Source organism: Methylobacterium sp. JK268 (genome assembly GCF_054052225.1).
On the sequence record NZ_JBSVZN010000015.1, the window covers coordinates 74,288 to 96,261 of the forward strand.

Consider the following 21,974-nt stretch of genomic DNA (forward strand, 5'->3'; position numbering starts at 1 on the left):
CGGAGCGCCCCGCTCACGCCCCGCCGCCGGTCCCGGCCCGGTCCGACAGGCCGATCCGGCGCTCGGCGCTGGTCGGCGGGGCGTCCTGGCCGCGCCCGGCCACCACGACGAGGCGTTGCACCTCGCCGCGCAGGAAGGCCTGCAGGAAGCGATCGTAGTTGCGGAACGACACGCAGCCGTTCGACGCGCCCGTCGGTCCCAGCATGAAGGTGTGGGCGAGGAGCCCGACCCGGCCGTAGACGGCTCCGTTGCCGCCAACCGGCGTCAGGCGGATCGCCCGCACGCCGTGGAACAGCGTCTCGCGCTCGGTGAGGTCGTAGGTGCCGGGCGGCGTCGCCCCGCGCATCGGGACGTGGACGAATCGCGGGTCGTCCAGCTTGTCGCCCAGGCCCGAATGGGCCTCCAGCCGCTCGCCGTTCGGCAGCGTCACGGTCCGGGCGCTGATGTCGTAGACGGCCGTCGCCCGGGCAACGTCCGGCCCCGGCATGGGGACGATCAGGCGCCGGGTCGGCGGCGGGGCGGGGGTCGTCTCCAGGGCCGCGTAGGCGAGGCCCGGGCCCGCGGAGGGCGAGGCCGGGAGGCCGAACAGCTTCTCGAAGAAGTTGCGGTTGTCCTCGGCGGGCGCCGCCGGAGCCTGCGCCACGCGGGCGGCGCGGCGGCCCGGCCGGTCCGCGAGGCGGGGTGCGCGGGGCCGCAGCAGGTCCGGCGGGCGCGGCACCGGCAGCGGCACCGCCTCGGGGAGCCTGGGAGCGTCCGCCGCCGGCGGCGCATTCTCCGCCTGGGCGCCCTCGGCCGGGGCGGCGTCGGGATCGGTGGGCGGGGCGAGCGCCGCCCGCAGCAGCGGGTCGAGGAAAGCCGTCTGCCAGGCGGGGAGGGGCGCGCCGGCGAGGAGCGGGAGGTCCGGCGTCTCCGTCGAAGGCGGGGCGGTGTCGGCCGTCCGCGCCGGCTCGATCGGGTCCGGCCCGGCCGGGTCCAGGACCTCCGGCGCGGCCGCGACGATCGCGGCCGGAGGCGGCGCTTCCTCGTGCGGGCGGGTCGCCGGGACCGCGAGGCTCGCGGCGGCGACGATCGCGGCCGCCAGGGCCGCGGCGCGGCGGCCCGGCGCCGCCACGCGGGCAGAGGACGGGCCTTCGAGAACCATCTGCACGCCGCCCACCGGATCACCTCCCCGCCCGCTGCGAACAGTCGCCGCCTTCCTTGCGTGGCAGTAGAGAACCGTCGAGCCTCGGCTTTTCTGGGGCGAGACTGTGGTCGATCGGAGGTAGGATGTCGGGGATTTGCCTCCGTTGAGCGTATTGCGCGCTGAGGGCGTCGTCATGTGCTGAGTGATTGCTGGATTAAGCTTGGCCGTAAGCGGAAATGGATGGGGTGAGCCTATGCTCAAGCTTGCCGGAGGACGGCCGCACCCGACTCAGTGGCGGCCGGTGGGCGATGGCGCCGCCCCGTCCGTCGCCGGGGAGGTCGGGTCCGGGGAGGCCCCGCCAGGACGGTCCCGCAGCGGCCGGGCGAGTTCGAGGCAGGCCGGCAGGGTGTCGAGGGCGATCCGGCCGATCGCGTAGCCGTGCAGGAAGGCCAGCGCGTGCAGGAGGCCGCTCTGCGTGTAGGGCTTGGCGATGACCCCGCAGGCGCCGCAGAGGTCGGGCGGCAGGTTCTGGCGGTTGGCGGTCATGAACACCACCAGGGTGCCGAGCTCCTCGGCGAGGCGGCGCCCGACCGCGAGGCCGGTGGGACCGTCGAGGAGCTGCAGGTCCACCAGCGCCACGTCCGGCCGCACGCGCTCCGCCAGGGCGATGGCGTCGGCGCCCCGCAGGGCGTGCCCGGCGATGCGGAACCCCGCCTCCTGGGCGAGATCCTCCACGTCGAGCGCCACCACCACCTCGTCCTCCACGATCAGCAGCGTCGGATCAGCCGCGCCCATCGCGGCCCTCCCCGTCGAGCGGAAACGTGACCCGGACGAGGGCGTGGGCGTCGCCGAGGCACCAGTCGATCGCCGCGTCGAGCTGGCGGGCGAGCACCTGGACCAGGAGGCCTCCGGTGGCGTGCAGGGTCTCCTCCTCCGTCGTCGAGTAGCCGTCGTCGGTGATCGCGAAGCAGAAGCGCCCCTCGCGCCGCCGGACCGTGATGCGCAGGCGCCCGCGCCGCCCCCGATAGCCCTGCGCGATCGCGCCCGCGATCAGCTCGTTGAGCACCAGCGCGATCGGCGCCGCCTTCCCGGCCGGGATCAGGACGGGCTCGGTATCGAGTTCGAGGCGCAGGTCGCGCCGGCGGGCGCGGAACAGCACCTCCTGGGCGAGGTCCCGGGCGAAGACGGCGGCGTCGAAGCGCCCGACCTCGTCGGCGTTGAACAATCCCCGGTGGACGGTGCCGAGCGCCTGGAGCCGGTCGAGGATCGCCCCGAGGGCGGCCCGCGCCTCCGGGTGGTCGCGCCGCCGCATCTCGATGCTCACGAGCGAGAGCATCAGCTGGAGGTTGTTCTTCACCCGGTGGTCGAGTTCGGTCACCAGGGTGGACTTGGCGGAGAGGCTCTCCACGAGGTCGTGTGTGCGAGCGGCGACCTCGCCTTCGAGGCTGGCGCGGGCCTCGACGAGGTCGGCGTGGGACGCGCGCAGGCGCCGCTCCCGCTCCTTGGTGTCGCTGACGTCGCGCTGGGCGCCGAGATGGTAGCGCAGGTGCCCGTCCGGCCCCTCCACGGGGGAGACCAGGAGCCCGTTCCAGAAGGGCCGGCCGTCGCGCCGGTAATTGAGGATCTCGACGTAGGTGGTCTCCTGCCGGGCGATGCCCTCCCGCAGGACGGCCAGTTCGGCCGGGTCGGTCTGCGGACCCTGCAGGAAGCGGCAGTTTCGGCCGATCACCGCCTCGGGCGGGTAACCGGTCATGTCGAGGAAGGCCCGGTTCGCGAAGACGATCGGGTTGTCGGGCGCCCGCGCATCCGTCACCACCATCGCGGTGCGGGCACCCGCCAGGGCCGTCGCGGCGGCCGCGGCCGCTTCGTCGGTCTCGCCCGGACCGGCGGGGCCGCGCGCCTGCCGCGCCTCGCGCGGCCGATCCGTTTCGGCCCCCGTCATCCCGTGTCGATCCTCCACGGCCGGCGCCGCCCGGCCGGTCCGCCAAGGAAAGCAGTCCCGATTGGCGAAGTTCCGCCGGCCCGCGTCGATCATCCGCTAGGGTAGGGGGCCGCCTGTGCACGCTGGCACGGTCGATTCGACCTCGACTGACCAAGCTTTAACATTTTACAAAGAACGATTGCCAAGCGCGCGGGTTGGGTGGCGAGAGCCGGCCGTGCGACGACGGTATGCTCGCCGGCCAGGCGCGCTACATCAGGCGCATCGAATCCCGGGAGGTCTCCATCCCCGACGCCGCTGCCACGACCGAGACCCCGCACGTGACGCGGGAACGGCCCGAAGGAACGCCCTTCCTGCTGAAGGACGCCCGCCGTCTCGCCGCCCTGCGCAGCTACGCGATCCTCGACACGCCCCGCGAGGCGGAGTTCGACGACATCGCCGAGACGGCGGCCAAGGCCTGCGGCACGCCGATGGCCCACATCAACTTCATCGACGGCGAGCGGCAATGGGTGAAGGCCGCGGTGGGGCACGACACCCGGGAATTCCCCGTCGATATCGGCTTCTGCGCCGAGGTGCTGCGGGCGCCCGACGTCGTCGAGCTCAACCACCTCGACCGCGACCCGGCCTGGGCGGAGGATCCGCTGGTGGCGCGCGAGCCCCGGCTGCGCTTCTACGCGGGGGTGCCCCTGGTCACGCCTGAGGGCCACGCCATCGGCACGCTCTGCGTCCTCGACCGCGAGCCGCGGGAATTGACCGAGCCGCAGCGCTTCATCCTGCGGGCGCTCGCCCGCACGGTGATGGCGCAGCTCGGCCTGCGGCGCACGGAGGCGGCCCTGCGGGTGAGCGAGGAGCGCTACCGCTCGCTCCTGAACTCCATCGATGCCGGCTTCTGCCTGATCGAGGTGCTGTTCGGCGCTGAGGGGAGGGCGGAGGATTTCCGCTTTCTCGAGGTCAACCCGGCCTTCACCGGACAGACCGGGCTGACGGACGCGGTCGGCCGGCGCATGCGGGACCTCGTGCCGGACAACGAGCCCTACTGGTCCGAGACCTTCGGGGCGGTGGCGCGCACGGGCCGCCCGGTGCGCGTCGAGCACGCCGCGGCGGCCCTCGGGCGCTGGTACGACGTCTGCGCCTATCGGATCGACCACCCGGACCTCGCCCGCGTCGCCGTCCTGTTCACCGACATCACGCCGCGGCGCGAGAACGAGCGGGCGATGCGCGACCGCGAGGCGGAATTGCGCCTCGTCGCCGACGCGATGCCGGTGCTGATCGCGGTGATCGATTCGGGCTTCACCTACCAGTTCGTGAACGCCGCCTACGAGACGTGGTTCGGCCACGCCTCCGACGACGTGGTCGGGCGGACGATGTCCGAGATCATCGGGCCCGACGAATTCGCGGTCCGCCGTCCCTTCGTGGAGCGGGCGCTGGCCGGTGAGGAGGTGCGGCTCGAGCGCACCTGGCCCTGGCCGGACGGGCGCGAGCGCATCGCGGACATCCGTTACCTGCCGCGGCGGCGGCCCGACGGCAGCGTGGACGGCGCCTACGTGTTCGTCCACGACGTCACCGACCGCAAGCGGGTCGAGGAGCTGCTGCAGGCGCGCACGCAATCCCTGGAGGCGCAGATCGCCGCCCAGGCCCGCGACCGCGACCGGATCTGGACCCTGTCGCCGGTGCTCAAGGTCGTGGCGACGGAGGACGGCATCGTCCATTCGGTGAATCCGTCCTGGGAGCGGATCCTCGGCTGGCCCGAGGCCGAATGCGTCGGCCGCCCCCTGGTCGCGTTCGTGGCCGCGGGCGAGCGGGCCGCCATGGCGGGGGCGATCGCCCGCCGCCTCGCCGGCGAGGAGGACGACGACGTCGAGATCGCCTTCCTGACGCGGGAGGGCGAGGCGCGCCGGATCCTCTGGACCCTGGTGCCGGAGGACGGGACCCTCTACGGCTTCGGCCGCGACGTCTCCGAGCAGCGCCGGGCCGAGGAGGCTCTGCGCCAGTCGCAGAAGCTGGAGGCGGTGGGCCAGCTCACCGGCGGGGTGGCGCACGACTTCAACAACCTGCTCACCATCATCCGCTCCTCCGTCGACTTCCTGCGCCGGCCCGACCTGCCGGAGGAGCGGCGGCGTCGCTACCTCGACGCGGTCTCGGACACGGTGGACCGGGCGGCCAAACTCACCGGCCAACTCCTCGCCTTCGCCCGGCGCCAAGCCCTCAAGCTGGAGGTGGTGGATGTCGGGGCGCGGCTGCGCAGCGTCGGCGAGATGCTCGACGCCGTCACGGGCGCGCGGATCCGCGTCGTCACGCAGGTCCCGGACCAGCCCTGCTTCGTGCGCACCGACCAGAGCCAGTTCGAGACGGCGCTGGTCAACATGGCGGTGAACGCCCGCGACGCGATGGGCGGCGAGGGCACGCTGACGCTCCGGATCGAGTGCGACCGCGCGCTCCCGGCGATCCGCGGCCACGCGGGCGCTCCGGGACCCTTCGCGGCGGTCTCGCTCAGCGACACCGGCGCGGGCATCCCGCCCGACGTGCTCGGCCGGATCTTCGAGCCCTTCTTCACCACCAAGGATGTCGGCAAGGGAACCGGCCTCGGTCTCAGCCAGGTCTTCGGCTTCGCCAAGCAGTCGGGCGGGGACATCGCGGTCGAGAGCGCGCCGGGCCGGGGCACCACCTTCACCCTCTACCTGCCGCAGGTCGAGGTGCCGGGCGGCGCGCTCGGGTCGGACCCGGACCCGCGCGTCCTCGCCCCCTCCGGGGCCGGCCGGCGCGTGCTCGTGGTGGAGGACAACGTCGAGGTCGGCCGCTTCGCCTGCCAGATCCTCCAGGATCTCGGCTTCGAGACCGCCTGGGCCTGCAACGCCGAGGAGGCGCTCGACCGGCTCGGCGGGGACGGGGCGGGGTTCGACGCGGTCTTCTCCGACGTGGTCATGCCCGGGATGGGCGGGATCGCGCTCGCCCGCGAATTGCGCCGCCGCCTGCCCGCCCTGCCGGTGGTGCTGGCCTCCGGCTACAGCCACGTGCTGGCGCAGGAGGGCGCGCACGGCTTCGACCTGCTGCACAAGCCCTATTCCGGCGAGGATCTCGGCCGTCTCCTCGACCGCGCCACCGCCCGTGCAGGGCATGGCCGGCAGGCGGGCTGAGCCGCCACGGTTTCGCCCCGCGGGCGCGTCACCACCGGCGGCTCCGACACGGCGCCGCCCGCGCGGGGCGCGCCCGCCAGCCTGGGACCGCCGCTTGCTCACCCGTCTCCTCCTGCGCCTCCTCCTCGTCGCCCTCGCGGCCGGCCCCGCCCGCGCCGGAGAGACCCCGGCCGGGCCGGTCCTCCAGACCCTCGACCCCGCCAACACGCGCTACGCGCCCCTCGACCGGATCGATGCCGGGAACGTGTCCCGGCTGCGGGCGGCCTGGACCTTCTCGACGGGCGTGCTGCGCGGTCACGAGGGTGCTCCCCTCGTCGTCGGCCACCTGATGATCGTGCACACGCCGTTCCCGAACGTGGTCTACGCCCTCGACCTTGACCGCGACGGCCGCATCGCCTGGCGCTACGCCCCGCGCCAGCAGGCGAACGTGATCCCGGTGATGTGCTGCGACACGGTCTGGCGCGGCCCGGCCTACGCCAACGGCAAGCTCTTCCTGCAGATCGCGGACACGACGGTCATCGCCCTCGACCTGGAGACCGGCCGCGAACTCTGGTCGGTGCGCAATGGCGACCCGGCCCGCGGCGAGACCAACACCGCCACGGTGCTGCCCGTGAAGGACACGCTCATCGTCGGCCTCTCGGGCGGCGAGTACGGGGCGCGCTGCCACGTGACCGCCTACGACCAGGCGACGGGCCGGCGCCTGTGGCGCGCCTACGCCACGGGACCGGACGCCGAGGTTCTCGTCGATCCCGAGCGGACCACGGAACTCGGCCGGCCGGTCGGGCGGGATTCCTCGCTGGCCGGCTGGGACGGGGACCAGTGGCGGATCGGCGGCGGCTGCGCCTGGGGCTGGTTCTCCTTCGATCCGGAGCTGAACCTCGTCTATTACGGGACCGGCAACCCGGCGACCTGGAACCCGTCGCAGCGCCCCGGGGACAATCGCTGGACCAACGCCCTCGTGGCCCGCGACGTCGACACCGGCGTGGCGCGCTGGGTCTACCAGATGACGCCCCACGACCAGTGGGACTACGACGGCGTCAACGAGACGATCCTCACCGACCAGGACGTCGACGGACGGCCGCGCAAGCTTCTCACCCATTTCGACCGCAACGGCTTCGGCTACACCCTCGACCGGGAGACGGGCGAGCTGCTGGTGGCGGAGAAGTTCGACCCGAGCGTGAACTGGGCGAAGCGGATCGTGATGGACAGGGCCTCGCCGCTTTACGGCCGGCCGGAGGTCGATCCGCGCTACGCCCCCGAGACGAAGGGCGAGGACGAGACCACGACCGGGATCTGCCCCGGGGCGCTCGGCGCCAAGAACCAGGCGCCGGCGGCCTACTCGCCGCAGACGCGCCTGTTCTACGTGCCGACCAACCACATGTGCATGGACGACGAGCCCTTCCACGTCACCTACGCGCCCGGGCAGCCCTATGTGGGCGCGACCCTGACCCTGCACCCGCCGGAGGGCGGCCGGGACACCGGCGCCTTCATCGCCTGGGACGCGGTCGCGGGGCGGGTCGTCTGGTCGCGGCCCGAGACCTTCTCGGTCTGGTCCGGGGCGCTCGCGACCGCGGGCGGCGTGGTGTTCTACGGGACCCTGGAGGGCGACCTGAAGGCGGTCGACGCCCGGACAGGCCGCGACCTCTACCGCTTCCGGACGGGCTCGGGGATCGTCGGCAACGTCACCACCTACCTGTATGGCGGCCGGCAATACGTGGCGGTGCTCTCGGGAGTCGGCGGCTGGGCCGGGATCGGGCTCGCCGCCGGGCTCACCGATCCGGCCGACGGGTCGGGCGCGGTGGGCGGCTATGCGGCGCTGTCGCAGTACACGGCGGCGGGCGGGATGCTCACCGTCTTCGCGCTGCCGGAGTGAGGCGGCTCGCCAGCCACGCGCCACCCGCCAGCCCCGCGAGTCCGAGGGCCAGCGCGGCCTTGAGCCGGCTCGGCTCGGCCGCCACCACGCTGTCCCGGGCGCGGTCGTCGAAGCGGCCATGCGCCCCCGGATCGGTGTCCACGGGGCCGAAGAGATTGTCGGGGCAGCCGCGTTGCGCCGCTTCGGACGTCATCTCGCCCCGATAGCCGTGCGCGGCGAGGTAGCGGTCGATCAGGCCGGGCGCCACCATCGTCGCGAGGATCGCCTTCCAGGCCGGCGGCCCGATCCAGAGTTCGCGCGGTGCCTCCTCGGCCGCTCGGAGGACGTGGCGGGCGATCGCCTCGGGCTGGTAGATCGGCGGCACCGGTTCGAGGCGGCGAGGCAGGACCGAGCGCGCCCAGTCGAATTGCGGCGTGTTCACCGCCGGCAACTGCACCATGGTGAGGCGCACCCGGCTCCCGTCGTGCAGGATTTCGCTGCGCAGCGAGTCGAGGAAGCCGCGCACCGCCGCCTTCCCGGCGCAATAGGCGGATTGCAGCGGGATCGACCGGTAGGCGAGCGCCGAGCCGATGCAGACGATCGTGCCGTGATCGGCGGGCAGCATGTGGCGCAGGGCCGCCAGCGTCCCGTGCACCTGCCCCAGATAGGTCACGGCCGTGACCTGCCGGAACTCCTCCGCGCCCATCTGCCGGACGGGCGCGTAGACCGTCACCATGGCGTTGTTGACCCAGACGTCGATCCCGCCCCATTCGGCCGCGACCGCGTCGGCGGCCCGCTGCACCGCCTCCGCCGCGGCCACGTCGACCCGGAAGGCGAGGGCGCGCACGCCCTGGCGGCGGATCTCCGCGACGGTGGCGTCGAGCCCGCGCTGCCCCCGCGCCAGCACCGCGACGTCGTAGCCCCGCCGGGCGAATGCGACGGCGACCGCCCGGCCGACGCCGGCCGTGCCGCCGGTCACGATCGCGGTCGGGCGGCGGGGGCTCACGGTCGGACCTCCCCGAAGCGGGGGCGCGGCCGCCCGCGCGGACCGGGCTGCAGGGCGAGGAGGGCGCCGGCATGGGACGCGTCGTCGTCCTTGGTGGCGCTGGTCACGAACAGGGTCGCCAGGTCCCGGCCCCCGAAAGCCATCATGGTCGGGTAGCGCACGGGCAGGGGAAGGGTGTGATCGAGCCTTCCGTCCGGCGCGTAGCGGTGCAGGCAGGCGCCGCCGTGGATCGCGCTCCAGTAGCAGCCCTCCGCGTCGACCGCGCCGCCATCCGGACTGCCGAGCCCAGGGGGGATCTGCGCGAAGGGCCGGCTCTCGCCGAGACGGCCGCCCGCGGCGTCGAACGCGACGGCGTCGATGCGGCCCGTCTCGCTGTCCGCGAGATAGAGCGTGCCGCCGTCCGGGCTCCAGGCGAAGCCGTTCGCCGTCAGCGCGGTCTCGTCGTGGCGCACCAGCCCGTCGCGTTCCGTGTAGCTGTAGAGGTGGTCCTCCCGCGGGTCCGCCGTGATCCCGGGCCGCGGGTCGAACATGGTGCCGAGCCAGAGCCGGCCGGCCGGATCGCAGGCGCCCTCGTTGAAGCGGTGCGTGTCCGGGTCGAAGGGCGGCGCGGCCAAGCGGTCGAGGTCGCCGCTCGCGAAGGTGAGGACGAACAGGCCGGCGCGCAGGCCCACCAGCGCCCCGACGCCGTCGGGGAGCAGGGCGTAGCCGCCGATCTCCGCGGGCATGGTCCAGCGCCGGGTCGCGCCGGTCTCCGGATCGGTGCGGAACAGGGCCGGCGCCGTCACGTCGATCCAGTAGACCGCCCGCTCCTCCGCCGACCAGACCGGCCCCTCCCCGATCTCCGCCCCCGCCGCTGCCACGACCGTGATCTCCGCTAACGGCATGGTCCTGCCTCCTTGATCCCGCGTCGACCGCCGCAACGTCGCCCGAATGGGCCACTCCCTCCCCGGCAGACGGGGAGAGGGGCACGTCGCCGGGGCCGCGACGGACGCGCTCGGGGCGAACACTCAGTCCCGCCGGCCCGGGAGCACGCTCGAGAGCACCTGCCGGGCCGTGTCGGCGAGGAGGTGGCTCTGCTCGGGGTCGCCCTTCCACAGCATCCCCATGAACTTCTGGGCCTGTTCGAGCGTGATGTGCGGCGGGAGCGGCGGCACCTCGGGGTCGGTCTTCACCTCCAGCAGCACCGGGACCGGGCTCGCCAGGGCCTCGTCCCAGGCGGCGCCCATCCTCTCGGGATCGTCAACGTAGATCCCGCGCAGCCCGATCAGCTCGGCGAAGCGGTGGTAGGGCACGTTCGGGATCACCTGGGTGGTCTCGAATTTCGGGTTGCCCTCCTGCACCCGCTGCTCCCAGGTCACCTGGTTCAGGTCCTCGTTGTTGAACACGCAGCAGACGAAGGTCTGGTTCGGCCATTGCTCCCGGTACTTCGCGACCGTGATCAGCTCGGCCATGTTGTTCATCTGCATGGCGCCGTCGCCGACGAGCGCGATGACCGGCCGGTCCGGATGGGCGATCTTGGCCGCGATGGCGTAGGGCACGGCCGCCCCCATCGAGGCAAGGCCGCCCGAGAGCGAGCACATCATGCCGCGCCGGATCCTGATGTCGCGGGCGAACCAGTTGGCGCAGGAGCCGGAATCAGAGGTGATGATCGCCCGGTCCGGCAGCCGCGGCGAGAGCTCCCAGGTCACCCGCTGCGGGTTCACCGGGCTCGCCTTGGCCATGGCGCGGGCGCCCGCGTCCTTCCACCAGGCGGCGACGTTCTCCTCGATGCCCTTGCGCCACGCGCCGCCCCTCGCCTTCGGCGTCAGGAGCGGCAGCAGGGCGCGCAGGGTCTCGACGGAATCGCCGACGAGGGGCACCTCCATCGGGTAGCGCAGCGAGAGCATCTCGGCCTTGAGGTCGATCTGCACGCCGCGGGCCTGGCCGGGCTTGGGCAGGAACTCCGCGTAGGGAAAGCCCGAGCCGATCATCAGGAGCGTGTCGCACTCCGTCATCAGGTCCCAGCTCGGCTTGGTGCCGAGAAGCCCGATCGAGCCGGTCACGAAGGGCAGGTCGTCGGGCACCGCCGCCTTGCCGAGCAGCGCCTTGGCGACCCCGGCCTGGAGCGCCTCGGCCACCGCGACGACCTCGTCGGTGGCGTGGAGCGCCCCCGCGCCGACCAGGATCGCCACCTTCTCGCCCGCGTTCAGTACGGCGGCGGCGGCCCTGAGGTCGGGATCCTGCGGCAGGACGCGCGGGTCGCTGTAGCCGACGCCCGATTGCAGGGTGCCGTGCTTGCGCGGCGGGTCCTCGTAGGGGGCGTCCTGGAGGTCGTTCGGCAGGATGATCGCCGTGACCTTCCTCTCCGCCTTGGCGATGCGCACCGCCCGGTCGACGAGGTGGCGCACCTGCGCGGGGCTGCTCGCCTGCTGCACGAAGGCGCCGGCCACGTCCTTGAAGGCGCTGGTGAGGTCGAGTTCCTGCTGGTAGTGGCCGCCAAGCGCGTTGCGCGCCTGCTGGCCCGCGATCGCGAGAACCGGCATGTGGTCGAGCCGCGCGTCGTAGAGCCCGGTGATCAGGTGCGTCGCGCCGGGACCCGAGGTGGCGAGGCAGACGCCGAGTTCGCCCGTGAACTTGGCGTAGGCGCAGGCCATGAAGGCCGCCATCTCCTCGTGCCGGGCCTGAATGAACTGGAAGGGATGCTCGGACCGCTGCATGGCGCCGAGCAGGCCGTTGATGCCGTCGCCCGGATACCCGAAGATCGTCGTCACACCCCACTCCGCGAGGCGCCGGCACACGAAATCACCGACCGTCTGAGCCATGGAACACCGTCCCGCGCCGAAATACCCAGCCGGGGTAACGCGCCGCGAGCGGCGTGGGTCGCGGGTCCCGGCGAATTGAGCGGACGGCGATCGCGGGGTCGGGAGGCGATCGGCTCGTCCGATGCGCGACGTCCCGGCCGACCGGGCCGTCCCGGGCCCGTTGCGGCGGAGGGTCCGCGAGCGGACGATGGACCGTGCGGGCGGCATCCCCTTGCCGGGGTTTGTTCCATGCGCAACATGAGACGGGTCGCGTCCCGTCGAGTTTTCCCGCGTGCTGCCGCCCCGGAACATGCTGCTCGCATCCCTGACCGAGGCGGAATGGGCCGCGGTGGCACCCCGCCTGGAGCGGGTGCCGCTGCGGCGTCGGCAGATCCTGGAGGAGCCCCGGACGGAGATCCGCTCGGTCTACTTCATCGAGCGCGGCTTCGCGGCCATGCAGGCGCGCACCCAGGCGGACGGCACCCACGGGGTCGGCCTGGTCGGGCGCTTCGGCATGACCGGCCTGCCGCTGCTGCTCGGCACCCAGCGCGCGCCGCTGCGGGTCAGCGTCCAGGTGGCCGGGGAGGCCTACCGGCTCGACGCGGGCGAGGCCGCCGTGGTCTTCGGGGCCAGCGCCGGCCTGCGGCGGCTCGGCCTCGCCTCCGTCCAGGCCGCGATGGTGCAGGGCGCGCAGGTCAGCCTGTGCAACGCCCGCCACCCGATGAGGCAGCGGGTGCGCCGCTGGTTGCTGATCGCCCAGGACTGGCTCGGCGAGCCCGAGATCGCGGTGAGCCATCAGCTCATCGCCAACCTGCTCGGGGTGCGCCGCGCGAGTGTGAGCGAGCAGATCGGGGAGCTGGAGCAGGCGGGGATCGTGCGCCAGCGGCGCGGCGCGATCACGATCCTGTGCCGGGAGGCGCTGGAGCAGGAGGCCTGCGAGTGCCACGCCCTGATCCGCGCGGAGTACCGGCGCGTCCTGGGGTACGACTCGCTGGCCCCGGCTTCCGTCGGATCTCAGCGCGGCGCGAAGTAGTCGGGATGGGTCTCTCGGAGGCTGTCCACGAACAGGAGTGAGCGTGACAGGTGCTCCCGGAGCGCGTCCTGCGCGCCCGCGACGTCGCCCGCCTCGATCGCGTCGACGATCCCCGCGTGGGCGCCGAGGATCTCCCGGATCTTGCCCTCCTGCGGCAGGTGAAGCCGACGCAGGCGGTCGATGTGGCCGCTGCGGCTGCGCACCAGCGCCCAGATCCCGTCGAGATGGCAGGCCTGATACATCATGCGGTGGAAGGCCCTGTCCTCCGCCGCGAAGGCCTCGTGGTCGTCCAGCCCCGCGAAGGCGTGCTGCTTGCGGATCGACGCGCGCAGCCGCGCGATCAGGTCCGCGTCGGGCCGGCGCGCGAGGTCGCGCACGATCTCGATCTCGACCGCCCGCCGGAGGAACTGACCCTGCCGGGCGTGGTCGACATCGATCGCGCTGACCAATGTGGCGTGCTGGGGGAAGACGTCGACGAGCCCCTCCGTCTGCAGCCGCAGCAGCGCGTCGCGGATCGGCGTCGAGGAGAGGCCGAAGCGGGCCTGCAGGTCCTGTCGCGACAGCACGGTGCCGGGCGAGAGGATCAGCGAGACGATCTCCTCGCGCAGGATCTCGAAGAGGTCGCCCGATCCCTGTCTCATCGCCGATGGCCTGGCGGGCGGACCCGCGCCGCATTTGACACGCTAATGCACTAGTGCTTCAGTCTGCGCAACGCCCGGACCGGCCGCACTCGGCGGAACGGGCGACCGCGGGAGGAGACCATGATCAGCCGCAGGCTGGCGCTGCTGGGAGCGGCGTCGGCGATCGCCGGGTTCCCGCGCGCGTCCGTCGCCCAGGCCAAGACCGAGATCGTGCTCAGCCGGCAACTCGGTCTCCTCTACATCCCGACGCACGTCGTCGAGAAGCAACAGCTCCTGGAGAAGCACTGCGCCAAGCTCGGCCTCAAGGGCGTCACCACCCGGTGGCTGACCTTCGCCAATGGCGGCGCGCAGCAGGACGGGCTCCTGTCCGGCAACGTCGACATCATCAACACCGGGACGGGTCCCCTGCTGCTGCTCTGGGACAAGAGCCGCGGCCGCGTGAAGGGCATCGTGGCGACCTCGTCCCAGCCGATCCAGCTGATCTCGCGGGATCCTCGGATCACGTCGCTCAAGGATTTCCGCGAGGGGGATCGGATCGCCGTCCCGACCATCCGGAGCTCGACCCAGGCGATCTTGCTGCAGATGGCGGCGAGCCGCCTCTACGGGAACAAGGCCTGGAACAGGCTCGATCCGTTCACGGTGCAGCTCGGGCATGCCGACGCCTTCATCGCCCTGAAAAATCTGGGCCACGAGGTGCGCAGCCACTTCTCGGCGCCGCCCTACCAGAGCTACGAGCTGAAGCAGGTGCCGTCCGCGCATCTCGTGGCGACCTCCTCGGAGATCATCGGCACGCCTCTCAGCCAGGGGCAGTTCATCACCACGACCGCCTTCGCCGAGGCGAACCCTGTCGTCGTGCAGGCCCTGCGCAACGCCGTCGCCGAGGCCAAGACCTTCATCGAGGCGGAAACGGCCGAGACCGTCGCGATCTACCGGGCCGTCACCGGCGACAAGACGCCCCCGGCCGAGCTGCTCGGCCTGCTGCGCGAGCCCGACATGATGGCGTGGGAGCCCCAGCCGCAGGGGACGATGGCCTTCGCCCAGCACCTCGCCCGGATCGGGAGCGTGAAGAGCAAGGTCGCGTCCTGGAAGGATTATTACTTGCCTGTCGCGCACGACCTGCCGGGCAGTTGAGAGGGCAGGCGAACCCTCCCCCCTCTGCGGGGGAGGGTGGCCTGCGGAGCAGGCCGGGAGAGGGGAGCCACGGTGCAGGATGAGGCGCCCTTCACAACGGTCCCGTTCCATCCTGAACCGTGGTTCCCCTATCCCGCCCGGCTCCGCCGGGCACCCTCCCCCGCAGAGGGGGGAGGGTTTGACGGCGCGAGCCATTCAAGACCTGGTGATACTCCCATGCCGAAGACTCCCGACGACCTCCGCTCCGCCCGCTGGTTCGCGCCCGACGACCTGCGCTCGTTCGGCCACCGCTCGCGCATGAACCAGATGGGCTACGCGGACGCCGAGTATCGGGGTAAACCGGTCATCGGCATCGTCAACACGTGGTCGGGTTTCGCCCAGTGCCACGCGCATTTCCGGGACCGCGTCGAGGACGTGAAGCGCGGCGTCCTCCAGGCCGGGGGCTTCCCGGTCGAGCTGCCGGCGATCTCGCTGTCGGAGAGCACGGTCAAGCCGACCACGATGCTCTACCGCAACTTCCTGGCCATGGAGACCGAGGAGCTGATCCGCTCGCAGCCGGTCGACGGCGTGGTCCTGATGGGCGGCTGCGACAAGACCACGCCCGGCCTGATCCTGGGCGCGACCTCCGCGGGCGTGCCGGCGATCTTCATGCCGGCAGGGCCGATGCTGCGCGGCAACTGGCGCGGCAAGACCCTCGGGTCGGGCTCCGACGCCTGGAAGTACTGGGACGAGCGCCGCGCCGGCGCGCTCACCGACGAACAGTGGAGCGAGATGCAGGCCGGCATCGCCCGCTCCCACGGCACCTGCATGACCATGGGCACCGCGGCGACCATGACCGGCCTCGCCGACATCCTCGGGATGTCGCTGCCCGGCGCCTCCTCGATCCCGGCGCCGGACGCCAACCACGTCCGCATGGCCGCCGCCACCGGCCGGCGCGCGGTGGAGATGGTCTGGGAGGACCTGACGCCGACCCGCATCATGACCCACGCGGCGTTCAAGAACGCCATCGTGGTCGCCATGGCGATGGGCTGCTCCACCAACGCCGTCATCCACGTCATCGCCATGGCGCGCCGGGCCGGGCATCCGATCACGCTGGACGATTTCGACGCGGCGAGTCGGGTCGTGCCGGTGATCGCCAACATCCGCCCGTCCGGCAGCACCTACCTGATGGAGGATTTCTACTATGCGGGCGGCCTGCTGGGCCTGCTCTCGCGGCTCGAGCCCCATCTCGACCTCGACCAGATCAACGCCTCCGGCGAGACCTGGGCGCGGAGCCTCGAGGGGGCGGAGGTCTACGACGACGACGTGATCCGGCCCCTCGACCGTCCGATCTACCGGGAGGGGGCGCTCGCGGTGCTGCGCGGCAACCTCGCGCCCGACGGCTGCGTCATCAAGCCCTCGGCAGCCGGCGAGCGCTTCCAGCGCCACACCGGCCCGGCCCTGGTCTTCGACGATTACGCCGCGCTCAAGGCCGATATCGACCGCGACGACCTCGACGTCACTCCCGACACGGTGCTGGTGCTGCGCAATGCCGGCCCGCTCGGCGGGCCCGGCATGCCGGAATGGGGCATGCTGCCGATCCCCAGGAAGCTCGTGAAGCAGGGGGTCCGCGACATGGTGCGGATCTCGGACGCGCGCATGAGCGGCACCTCTTACGGCGCCTGCATCCTGCACGTCTCCCCCGAGAGCTACGTCGGCGGGCCGCTGGCGCTGGTGCGCACCGGCGACCTCATCGCCCTCGACATCCCGGCCCGCACCCTGACGCTGCAGGTCCCCGACGCGGAGCTCGCCGCCCGCCGCGCCGCCCTCGAACCGCCGCCCCCGCGCTACGAGCGGGGCTACGGCTACGTGTTCTCGCGCCACGTCCGGCAGGCGCACGAGGGCTGCGACTTCGACTTCCTGGAGACCCAGTTCGGCGCGCCGATCGCCGAGCCCGCCATCTACTGACCGGAGCCGCCAGCCATGGATCTCGATCCCGCCACCCGCGACAAGCTCAAGGGGGTGTCCACCGCCACCCTCTGCACCGCCCTGTTCAAGAAGGGCCTTCGCAACCAGTTCATCCAGGACGTGCGCCCGCTGGACCCCAAGGGCGAGACCATGGTCGGTCCGGCCTACACGCTGCGCACCATCCCGGCGCGGGAGGACCTGAATCCGATCAGCGTGTTCCAGGACCGGGCGCACCCGCAGCGCAAGGCCGTGGAGGAGTGCCCGCCGGGCGCCGTGCTGGTCATCGACAGCCGCAAGGACCCGCGCGCCGCCTCGGCGGGCGCCATCCTGGTGACGCGGCTGATGGCGCGGGGCGTCGCCGGCATCGTCACCGACGGCGGCTTCCGCGACAGTCCCGAGATCGCCGAGCTCGCGATCCCCGCCTACCACGCCCGTCCGTCCGCCCCGACCAACCTCACCCGGCATCAGGCAATCGACATCGGCTTGCCGATCGGCTGCGGCGACGTTCCGGTCTTCCCGGGCGACGTGGTGGTGGGCGACCGCGAGGGCGTCGTGGTGATCCCGGCGGCGATGGCGGGCGAGATCGCGGCCGAGGCGGTCGAGATGACGGCCTTCGAGGATTTCGTGATGGAGAAGGTGCGGGAGGGCCGCTCGATCCTCGGCCTCTACCCGCCGACCGATCCCGGGACCCGGGAGGAGTTCGCGGTCTGGCGCCGCGCCGCGGGGTGCTAGAGCATTTTCCGACGAAGTGGATCCCGGTTCGTCGCAGAAAATGCGTAAAAATTAAAGACCTAGAGCAGTTTCCGATTGCGACGTGATCGGATACTGCTCTAGTGGCGCATCCAACCGTGCGGATGCCGGGGCACTTCTCGCAGGTCTCCGGCACGTTCATCGGCTGAACAGAGCTGGAATCAACCACATTCCTCATGCTGAGGTGCGAGCAACGCGAGCCTCGAAGCACCCCAGGCCGCTGATCCAAAGGAAACCGGTCTCGGACGGACTGTTCAGGGGTGCTTCGAGGCCGCTCCGCGGCGCCTCAGCATGAGGGATGTGGCTGTTTCCGCACTGGCCGCAAGCCGCCGGGCCTCGCCCGCGGCGGGTCGCGTCACAGGCCGACCTGCGCCACCAGGGCCGGGGCGGGGCGGGCGCGCTGCAGCAGGTCGCGGGCGACGGCCCGCGCCAGGAGGTCGTAGCCGCGGTCGGCCATGTGCAGGCCGTCCGGCGCGAACAGGGTCTCGCGGGTGACGCGGCCCTCCGCGATCCAGTCGCGCATCATCTCGGAGCGGCGGATCACCGGGATGCCGAGCTCCGCGCCGATCGCCCGCAGCGCGTCGCGGAAGCGGTCGGCACCGGGCGTCGCGTCGAGCTTCGGGCACCATTGCGGCTCCATCAGCACGACGTCGATGCCCGCCGCGCGCATCCGCGTCAGCCCGGTCCGCGTCGCCTCGCGGAAATGGTCGAGGCTGACGCCGCGCAGGGGATCGTTGCTGCCGGTCTGCCAGATCACGAGGTCGGGCTTGGCCGCCAGCACGTCGCGGTCGAGGCGGGCGAGCATGTCGTCGCTGTGCTCGCCGCCGATGCCGCGGTTGAGCACCGTCACCTCGCCGCTGCGGTCGGGCAGGGCGCGGTTGAGCGCCACCGCGAGTCGGGCCGGGTAGGCGGCCGCCGGGCTGGAGGCGCCGACGCCCTCCGTCGAGGACGAGCCGAAGGCGACGATGCGGATGGGAGCGCCGACCGCGATCCTGCGGGCGAGATGGGGCAGGGACGCTGGATCCGCCGCCGCGACGGCTGCCGGAGCCGGGGGAGCGACGCCGGCCGCCGTCGCGACCGCCGCGAGACCGAGGGCGACGACGACGCTGCGGGCGAGGCGCCGCCAGGAGCGGGGCGCGGTGGCGGACATGACGGTAGGGGGCGTGAGCCGAAGGTCGGCGCGCGTCATCTGTGGGCGTTTCCCTGTATCCCTGCGGCTTATGAGGCGCCGCGTTGTCGCCGAAGGAGGCGAGTGGGAGCAGGGACGGGTGCGCTCGTCGCGCTGCTCCGACCCAGTCTTGTCGCCCGAAGTTCAGGTGCTGCCGCTTTGCAGCGCTCGCCGGCCGGCCCGTGAAGGCCAGGGCTCTCGACCGCGTCGTCGAGGCGCCGTGTTGCGATGCACAAGTCAATATCCGAAGTAGTTACGTGTCGCAACAAGTTTCTCGCGGGCGGGATGCTTGATGGGCTGTCAAGCTAAGGCAATCCTTTCGATGTCCCGTCAAGCTCACGACGAGGCGGCCCGCGGCATCAGACGTGGACGGTCCCGTCCGCCGCGTCCTGGCTCCGCCCGCGCAGGGCCGCGAGGAGGAGCCAGCCGTAGAACAGCGCGACCGCGGCGAGCACCACCGCGCCCGGCACGGGGCCGAGCCCGGCATTGGCGAGGATCTCCGCGACGGAGTGGCCGAACTCGCCGCGGCCCGCCTCCTGCAGCCGGGCCGAGGTGATCTTGAGGAGCCAGGCGAGGAGCAGGATCAGGAACATCCAGCCGTAATTGCGCCGCAGCCGGCGCGCGAAGGCCTCCGCCTGGGAGATGTGGAAGGCGGGCCGGCGCAGGTCCTCGGCGAGAACCCCCGTCCAGGCCGAATCCGGGGGCGGCCCGGCAGCGAAGACCTGCGCGGAGTAGTGCCGCTCCAGGTGCCGAACGCGGTGGCGGAACACGTCGAAGAACCGGTAGCGCCGGGCCTCGATCCCGAGGAGCAGCAGGACGAGCAGCATCGCGAAGAGCAGGACGCCGTGATGCGCGCTGGGGGTCGAGAGCGACACGGAGAGCATCGCGGCGATGACGGTGATGGCCCAGTTCGTGGTGCGGTCGATGCGGTCGCGCCAGCCGGCCATCCGGGCGATCTCGGCCCTGTGGAAATGCGCCAGGACGGTGATCGACTCGGAAGGGGTGCGCGGCAGGGAGATGATGGGGCTTTGCGGGGATTCGACTCCCTCGAATGGCGCGGCCGTCATGGCGTTCCTCCCTCCCGTGCCGGCGATCGTCGCTCTCGGGCGAGCCATCCTGAGGGTTGGGAGAGCAGAGGCAATCCGTGATGCGTCGCGCGCCGGGCGGGTGAGCCCTTCCCCCTCCGCGCATGGCTGTCCGGGAAATCACGTCCGTGAGAACGCGCCTTGGTCTCCGGAAAGCGCTGATTCAACACCAAGCGACGCCAGTCCAGCCCGCTCGGGATCCCCTCTCCCGAGTGGGAGAGGGGTAGGGGTGAGGGACGGACGCTTCAGCAAGAAGGCGGGACCGCGCCGCTGGCAGCGCGACGGTTCTGACATTTTGCTGAAGCCGAGCCACCCTCACGCGGGATCTCTGATCCCGTGCGGGATCTTTGATCCCCCGGCCCCTCTCCCACTCGGGCTTGCCTGTTCACACTTCGCCTATCGACATGAAAAAGCTCTTCTTTCGCAGTCGCTTGGACGGAACCGAGGAGACCCGCGGGATCCCCTCTCCCGTGCGGGAGAGGGGTAGGGGTGAGGGTCCCGGACCGTGCCGTCATCAAGCGAAGACGGTCGTGCTGGCAGCGGGACGCTTCAGAATACTTGCTGAACCACCTGGACCCTCACCCCTGCCCCTCTCCCGCACGGGAGAGGGGTTCCCCACGCCATACCCGGGAACCCTCGTGTGTTGACGTAAGCATCTACCCTGTTTTTATTTTTCGCGTTTTGTGAATCCGCAAGCCCACTCGGGAGAGGGGAGAAGCGCTTCGCCCTTGAGCCGGACAGCTCTGCGTCTGCGGGGGCTGTGGCGGCGCGGCCCGGCCCGCCGGAATTCCGCAGCCCCCAGCCCCATACATGACCTAACGTCCTGGAAGCGTCGTCGCGCGGCCCCAGAGCGGACACAAAGCCGGAACGGGGGCGCAGCATGTCATTCCCATTCGTCCGGCTCGCCCTCGCGGCAGGCGGGCTCTTCGCGGGCGGGTTCGGGGCCGCGGCCCAGAGCCTTCAGGTGCGGGTGCCGAACCTCGCCACGGTCGACGGGCCGGTCTCGGTCGATCTCGGTGGCGCGACCTTCGTGAACCAGGGCCTGCAGGGCGTCGGGCGGATCTCGGCGAGCACCCGCGGCAGCATCCCCTCGCCGGCGCGGTCCTGCCGGTCTCCTTCCCGGCGAGCGACGTCGTGAGCGTCGGGCTCGGGCTCCAGGGCGACCTGACCGAGCGCCTCGGCTGGCGCCTCGACTACCAGGCGGCGGTGGGGACGCGGGCGGGCATCGGCCACGGCGTCACGGCGGGGCTGCGCTACCAGTTCTGAGCGCGCCGAACCGGTCGCCCCAGGAGGGCGGCGCGCCCGGGAAGGGGAGGGCGGTGGCGGCATGGACGCCGATCGCCACCGCCCGCGCCAGCGTGCGGGCGGCGGCGTCGCCGAGCCGGGCGAGGCCGCCGACCGGGTCGGCGAGGGGCACCGCGCCGGTCGCCACCGCGAAGACCGCGTCGCCGTCGAGCGGCGTGTGGACCGGCAGGATCGCCCGCGCGAGGCCGTCCTGGGCGGCCACGGCGAGGCGGCGGGCCTGCGCCTTCGTCAGGGCGGCGTCGGTCGCCACCACGGCGATCGTGGTGTTGGCGCCCGGCAGCGCGCCGGCGGGCCATGCGAAGGCCTCGGGCGGGATCCGCGGCGCCGGGCCGAGGCCGCCGAACTCCGCGCCGACCTCGAAGGGGGCGGCCCAGAAATGCGGCCCGTCGCCGACCGTCACCCGCCCGAAAGCGTTCACGGCGACGAGGGCGGCGACCCGGGCGCCCGTTCCCTCCACCTCCGCGGAGGCCGAGCCGAGGCCGCCCTTGAGGTTGGCCGTCTTGGCGCCGTAGCCGGCCCCGACCGTCCCGAGCGCCACCGGGCCGTCATGCGCCGCCGCGGCGGCCGCGATCCCGAGGTCGCGGTAGGGCGGGGCGGCTCCCCACGCCTTGTCGCCGCCGTTCAGGAGGTCGAACAGGATCGCCGCCGGGACGATCGGCACGCGCGCGGCGCCGATCGGGAAGCCTCGGCCGGCCTGCGCCAGCCACGCGGTCACGCCCGAGGCCGCGTCGAGGCCGAAGGCCGACCCGCCCGACAGCACCAGGGCATCGATTCTCGGAACCGTGCGCTCGGGATCGAGGAGGTCGGTCTCGCGGGTGCCCGGCCCGCCGCCCCGCACGTCCACTGCCGCCGTGACGGGCGAATCGAACAGGATGGCGGTGACGCCGCTGGCGACTCTTGCATCCTGCGCATGACCGACGCGGATGCCGGGGATGTCCGTCAGAGCGTTGCGCATAGATCGTCCCTCTCCGGCAGCGCGCCGAAATCTCCTTACGTCACCGTGGCCGCGTTGCAGGGCTCGCCGTGATCCGGGCGGCGACGCGGACCGGCCGGCCGCGTTCCCGCGGCGCAGCGACGCGC

At 72.4% G+C, this 21,974-nt stretch carries 18 protein-coding genes; 8 read left to right on the forward strand and 10 right to left on the reverse strand.

All coding sequences use genetic code 11. From position 1 onward, the window contains the following. Positions 1–13: 13 nt before the first annotated feature. From ACW9J6_RS17850 to ACW9J6_RS17860, 3 genes are all read right to left on the reverse strand, one after another. Positions 14–1,156: a tlde1 domain-containing protein gene (locus ACW9J6_RS17850; RefSeq protein ID WP_457117840.1), complete on the reverse strand. Its 1,143-nt coding sequence runs from the start codon at positions 1,154–1,156 to the stop codon at positions 14–16. Positions 1,157–1,411: 255 nt separating this feature from the next. After that, on the reverse strand, positions 1,412–1,918 hold the full coding sequence (locus ACW9J6_RS17855) for a response regulator (protein ID WP_457117841.1): 507 nt from the start codon (positions 1,916–1,918) through the stop codon (positions 1,412–1,414). After that, on the reverse strand, positions 1,905–3,065 hold the full coding sequence (locus ACW9J6_RS17860; protein WP_457117842.1) for a PAS domain-containing protein: 1,161 nt from the start codon (positions 3,063–3,065) through the stop codon (positions 1,905–1,907). The genes ACW9J6_RS17855 and ACW9J6_RS17860 overlap by 14 nt, the downstream gene beginning before the upstream one ends. 227 nt (positions 3,066–3,292) lie before the next feature. On the opposite strand from ACW9J6_RS17860, the gene ACW9J6_RS17865 reads away from it, so the two are divergent. Both ACW9J6_RS17865 and ACW9J6_RS17870 read left to right on the forward strand, forming a co-directional pair. After that, positions 3,293–6,196: a PAS domain-containing protein gene (locus ACW9J6_RS17865; protein WP_457117843.1), complete on the forward strand. Its 2,904-nt coding sequence runs from the start codon at positions 3,293–3,295 to the stop codon at positions 6,194–6,196. 94 nt (positions 6,197–6,290) lie between these two features. Then, entirely contained in the window at positions 6,291–8,069 is a 1,779-nt protein-coding gene (locus tag ACW9J6_RS17870; protein WP_457117844.1) for a PQQ-dependent dehydrogenase, methanol/ethanol family, read from the forward strand. Here ACW9J6_RS17870 and ACW9J6_RS17875 read toward each other — a convergent pair. The 3 genes from ACW9J6_RS17875 to ACW9J6_RS17885 all read right to left on the reverse strand — a co-directional run bounded on the left by ACW9J6_RS17875 (position 8,044) and on the right by ACW9J6_RS17885 (position 11,855). Continuing rightward, the gene (locus tag ACW9J6_RS17875) at positions 8,044–9,054 is read right to left on the reverse strand and encodes an SDR family oxidoreductase (RefSeq protein ID WP_457117845.1); all 1,011 of its coding nucleotides are present in this window, start codon (positions 9,052–9,054) and stop codon (positions 8,044–8,046) included. The genes ACW9J6_RS17870 and ACW9J6_RS17875 overlap by 26 nt on opposite strands. Further along, positions 9,051–9,938: an SMP-30/gluconolactonase/LRE family protein gene (locus ACW9J6_RS17880; protein ID WP_457117846.1), complete on the reverse strand. Its 888-nt coding sequence runs from the start codon at positions 9,936–9,938 to the stop codon at positions 9,051–9,053. Before ACW9J6_RS17880 ends, ACW9J6_RS17875 begins: the two co-directional genes overlap by 4 nt. 123 nt (positions 9,939–10,061) lie before the next feature. Next, positions 10,062–11,855 carry a thiamine pyrophosphate-requiring protein gene (locus tag ACW9J6_RS17885; protein WP_457117847.1) on the reverse strand — a complete coding sequence of 598 codons (1,794 nt, stop codon included), beginning with the start codon at positions 11,853–11,855 and terminating at the stop codon, positions 10,062–10,064. Between the two features lie 271 nt (positions 11,856–12,126). On the opposite strand from ACW9J6_RS17885, the gene ACW9J6_RS17890 reads away from it, so the two are divergent. Beyond that, entirely contained in the window at positions 12,127–12,867 is a 741-nt protein-coding gene (locus ACW9J6_RS17890; protein ID WP_457117848.1) for a Crp/Fnr family transcriptional regulator, read from the forward strand. Here the strand turns inward: ACW9J6_RS17890 and ACW9J6_RS17895 are convergent. Then, positions 12,849–13,508 carry a GntR family transcriptional regulator gene (locus ACW9J6_RS17895; protein ID WP_457117849.1) on the reverse strand — a complete coding sequence of 220 codons (660 nt, stop codon included), beginning with the start codon at positions 13,506–13,508 and terminating at the stop codon, positions 12,849–12,851. The genes ACW9J6_RS17890 and ACW9J6_RS17895 overlap by 19 nt on opposite strands. Positions 13,509–13,628: 120 nt before the next feature. On the opposite strand from ACW9J6_RS17895, the gene ACW9J6_RS17900 reads away from it, so the two are divergent. From ACW9J6_RS17900 to ACW9J6_RS17910, 3 genes are all read left to right on the forward strand, one after another. Beyond that, positions 13,629–14,639: an ABC transporter substrate-binding protein gene (locus ACW9J6_RS17900; RefSeq protein ID WP_457117850.1), complete on the forward strand. Its 1,011-nt coding sequence runs from the start codon at positions 13,629–13,631 to the stop codon at positions 14,637–14,639. Between the two features lie 216 nt (positions 14,640–14,855). After that, the gene (gene araD, locus ACW9J6_RS17905; protein ID WP_457117851.1) at positions 14,856–16,586 is read left to right on the forward strand and encodes an L-arabinonate dehydratase; all 1,731 of its coding nucleotides are present in this window, start codon (positions 14,856–14,858) and stop codon (positions 16,584–16,586) included. A gap of 15 nt (positions 16,587–16,601) precedes the next feature. Next, the gene (locus tag ACW9J6_RS17910) at positions 16,602–17,318 is read left to right on the forward strand and encodes a ribonuclease activity regulator RraA (protein WP_457117852.1); all 717 of its coding nucleotides are present in this window, start codon (positions 16,602–16,604) and stop codon (positions 17,316–17,318) included. Positions 17,319–17,691: 373 nt separating this feature from the next. On the opposite strand, the gene ACW9J6_RS17915 is transcribed toward ACW9J6_RS17910, so the two are convergent. Together ACW9J6_RS17915 and ACW9J6_RS17920 are read right to left on the reverse strand one after the other, a co-directional pair. Beyond that, entirely contained in the window at positions 17,692–18,525 is an 834-nt protein-coding gene (locus ACW9J6_RS17915; protein ID WP_457117853.1) for an SGNH/GDSL hydrolase family protein, read from the reverse strand. Between the two features lie 338 nt (positions 18,526–18,863). After that, the gene (locus ACW9J6_RS17920) at positions 18,864–19,571 is read right to left on the reverse strand and encodes a DUF2270 domain-containing protein (protein ID WP_457117854.1); all 708 of its coding nucleotides are present in this window, start codon (positions 19,569–19,571) and stop codon (positions 18,864–18,866) included. Positions 19,572–20,469: 898 nt separating this feature from the next. Here ACW9J6_RS17920 and ACW9J6_RS17925 point away from each other — a divergent pair. After that, positions 20,470–20,727 carry a hypothetical protein gene (locus tag ACW9J6_RS17925; RefSeq protein WP_457117855.1) on the forward strand — a complete coding sequence of 86 codons (258 nt, stop codon included), beginning with the start codon at positions 20,470–20,472 and terminating at the stop codon, positions 20,725–20,727. Further along, entirely contained in the window at positions 20,724–20,855 is a 132-nt protein-coding gene (locus ACW9J6_RS17930; protein WP_457117856.1) for a hypothetical protein, read from the forward strand. Before ACW9J6_RS17925 ends, ACW9J6_RS17930 begins: the two co-directional genes overlap by 4 nt. Here the strand turns inward: ACW9J6_RS17930 and ACW9J6_RS17935 are convergent. After that, the gene (locus tag ACW9J6_RS17935; protein WP_457117857.1) at positions 20,827–21,849 is read right to left on the reverse strand and encodes a P1 family peptidase; all 1,023 of its coding nucleotides are present in this window, start codon (positions 21,847–21,849) and stop codon (positions 20,827–20,829) included. The two genes, ACW9J6_RS17930 and ACW9J6_RS17935, sit on opposite strands and share 29 nt — an antisense overlap. Between the last annotated feature and the right edge of the window lie 125 nt (positions 21,850–21,974).

Excerpts from the sequence above, each read along its gene's own strand:
- ACW9J6_RS17885 (WP_457117847.1), bottom strand. The coding sequence starts at position 11,855 with ATGGCTCAGACGGTCGGTGATTTCGTGTGCCGGCGCCTCGCGGAGTGG.
- araD (WP_457117851.1), top strand. The coding sequence starts at position 14,856 with ATGCCGAAGACTCCCGACGACCTCCGCTCCGCCCGCTGGTTCGCGCCC.
- ACW9J6_RS17915 (WP_457117853.1), bottom strand. The coding sequence starts at position 18,525 with ATGACGCGCGCCGACCTTCGGCTCACGCCCCCTACCGTCATGTCCGCC.
- ACW9J6_RS17860 (WP_457117842.1), bottom strand. The coding sequence starts at position 3,065 with ATGACGGGGGCCGAAACGGATCGGCCGCGCGAGGCGCGGCAGGCGCGC.
- ACW9J6_RS17855 (WP_457117841.1), bottom strand. The coding sequence starts at position 1,918 with ATGGGCGCGGCTGATCCGACGCTGCTGATCGTGGAGGACGAGGTGGTG.
- ACW9J6_RS17910 (WP_457117852.1), top strand. The coding sequence starts at position 16,602 with ATGGATCTCGATCCCGCCACCCGCGACAAGCTCAAGGGGGTGTCCACC.
- ACW9J6_RS17900 (WP_457117850.1), top strand. The coding sequence starts at position 13,629 with ATGATCAGCCGCAGGCTGGCGCTGCTGGGAGCGGCGTCGGCGATCGCC.
- ACW9J6_RS17865 (WP_457117843.1), top strand. The coding sequence starts at position 3,293 with ATGCTCGCCGGCCAGGCGCGCTACATCAGGCGCATCGAATCCCGGGAG.
- ACW9J6_RS17880 (WP_457117846.1), bottom strand. The coding sequence starts at position 9,938 with ATGCCGTTAGCGGAGATCACGGTCGTGGCAGCGGCGGGGGCGGAGATC.
- ACW9J6_RS17920 (WP_457117854.1), bottom strand. The coding sequence starts at position 19,571 with ATGACGGCCGCGCCATTCGAGGGAGTCGAATCCCCGCAAAGCCCCATC.
- ACW9J6_RS17895 (WP_457117849.1), bottom strand. The coding sequence starts at position 13,508 with ATGAGACAGGGATCGGGCGACCTCTTCGAGATCCTGCGCGAGGAGATC.
- ACW9J6_RS17925 (WP_457117855.1), top strand. The coding sequence starts at position 20,470 with ATGTCATTCCCATTCGTCCGGCTCGCCCTCGCGGCAGGCGGGCTCTTC.
- ACW9J6_RS17935 (WP_457117857.1), bottom strand. The coding sequence starts at position 21,849 with ATGCGCAACGCTCTGACGGACATCCCCGGCATCCGCGTCGGTCATGCG.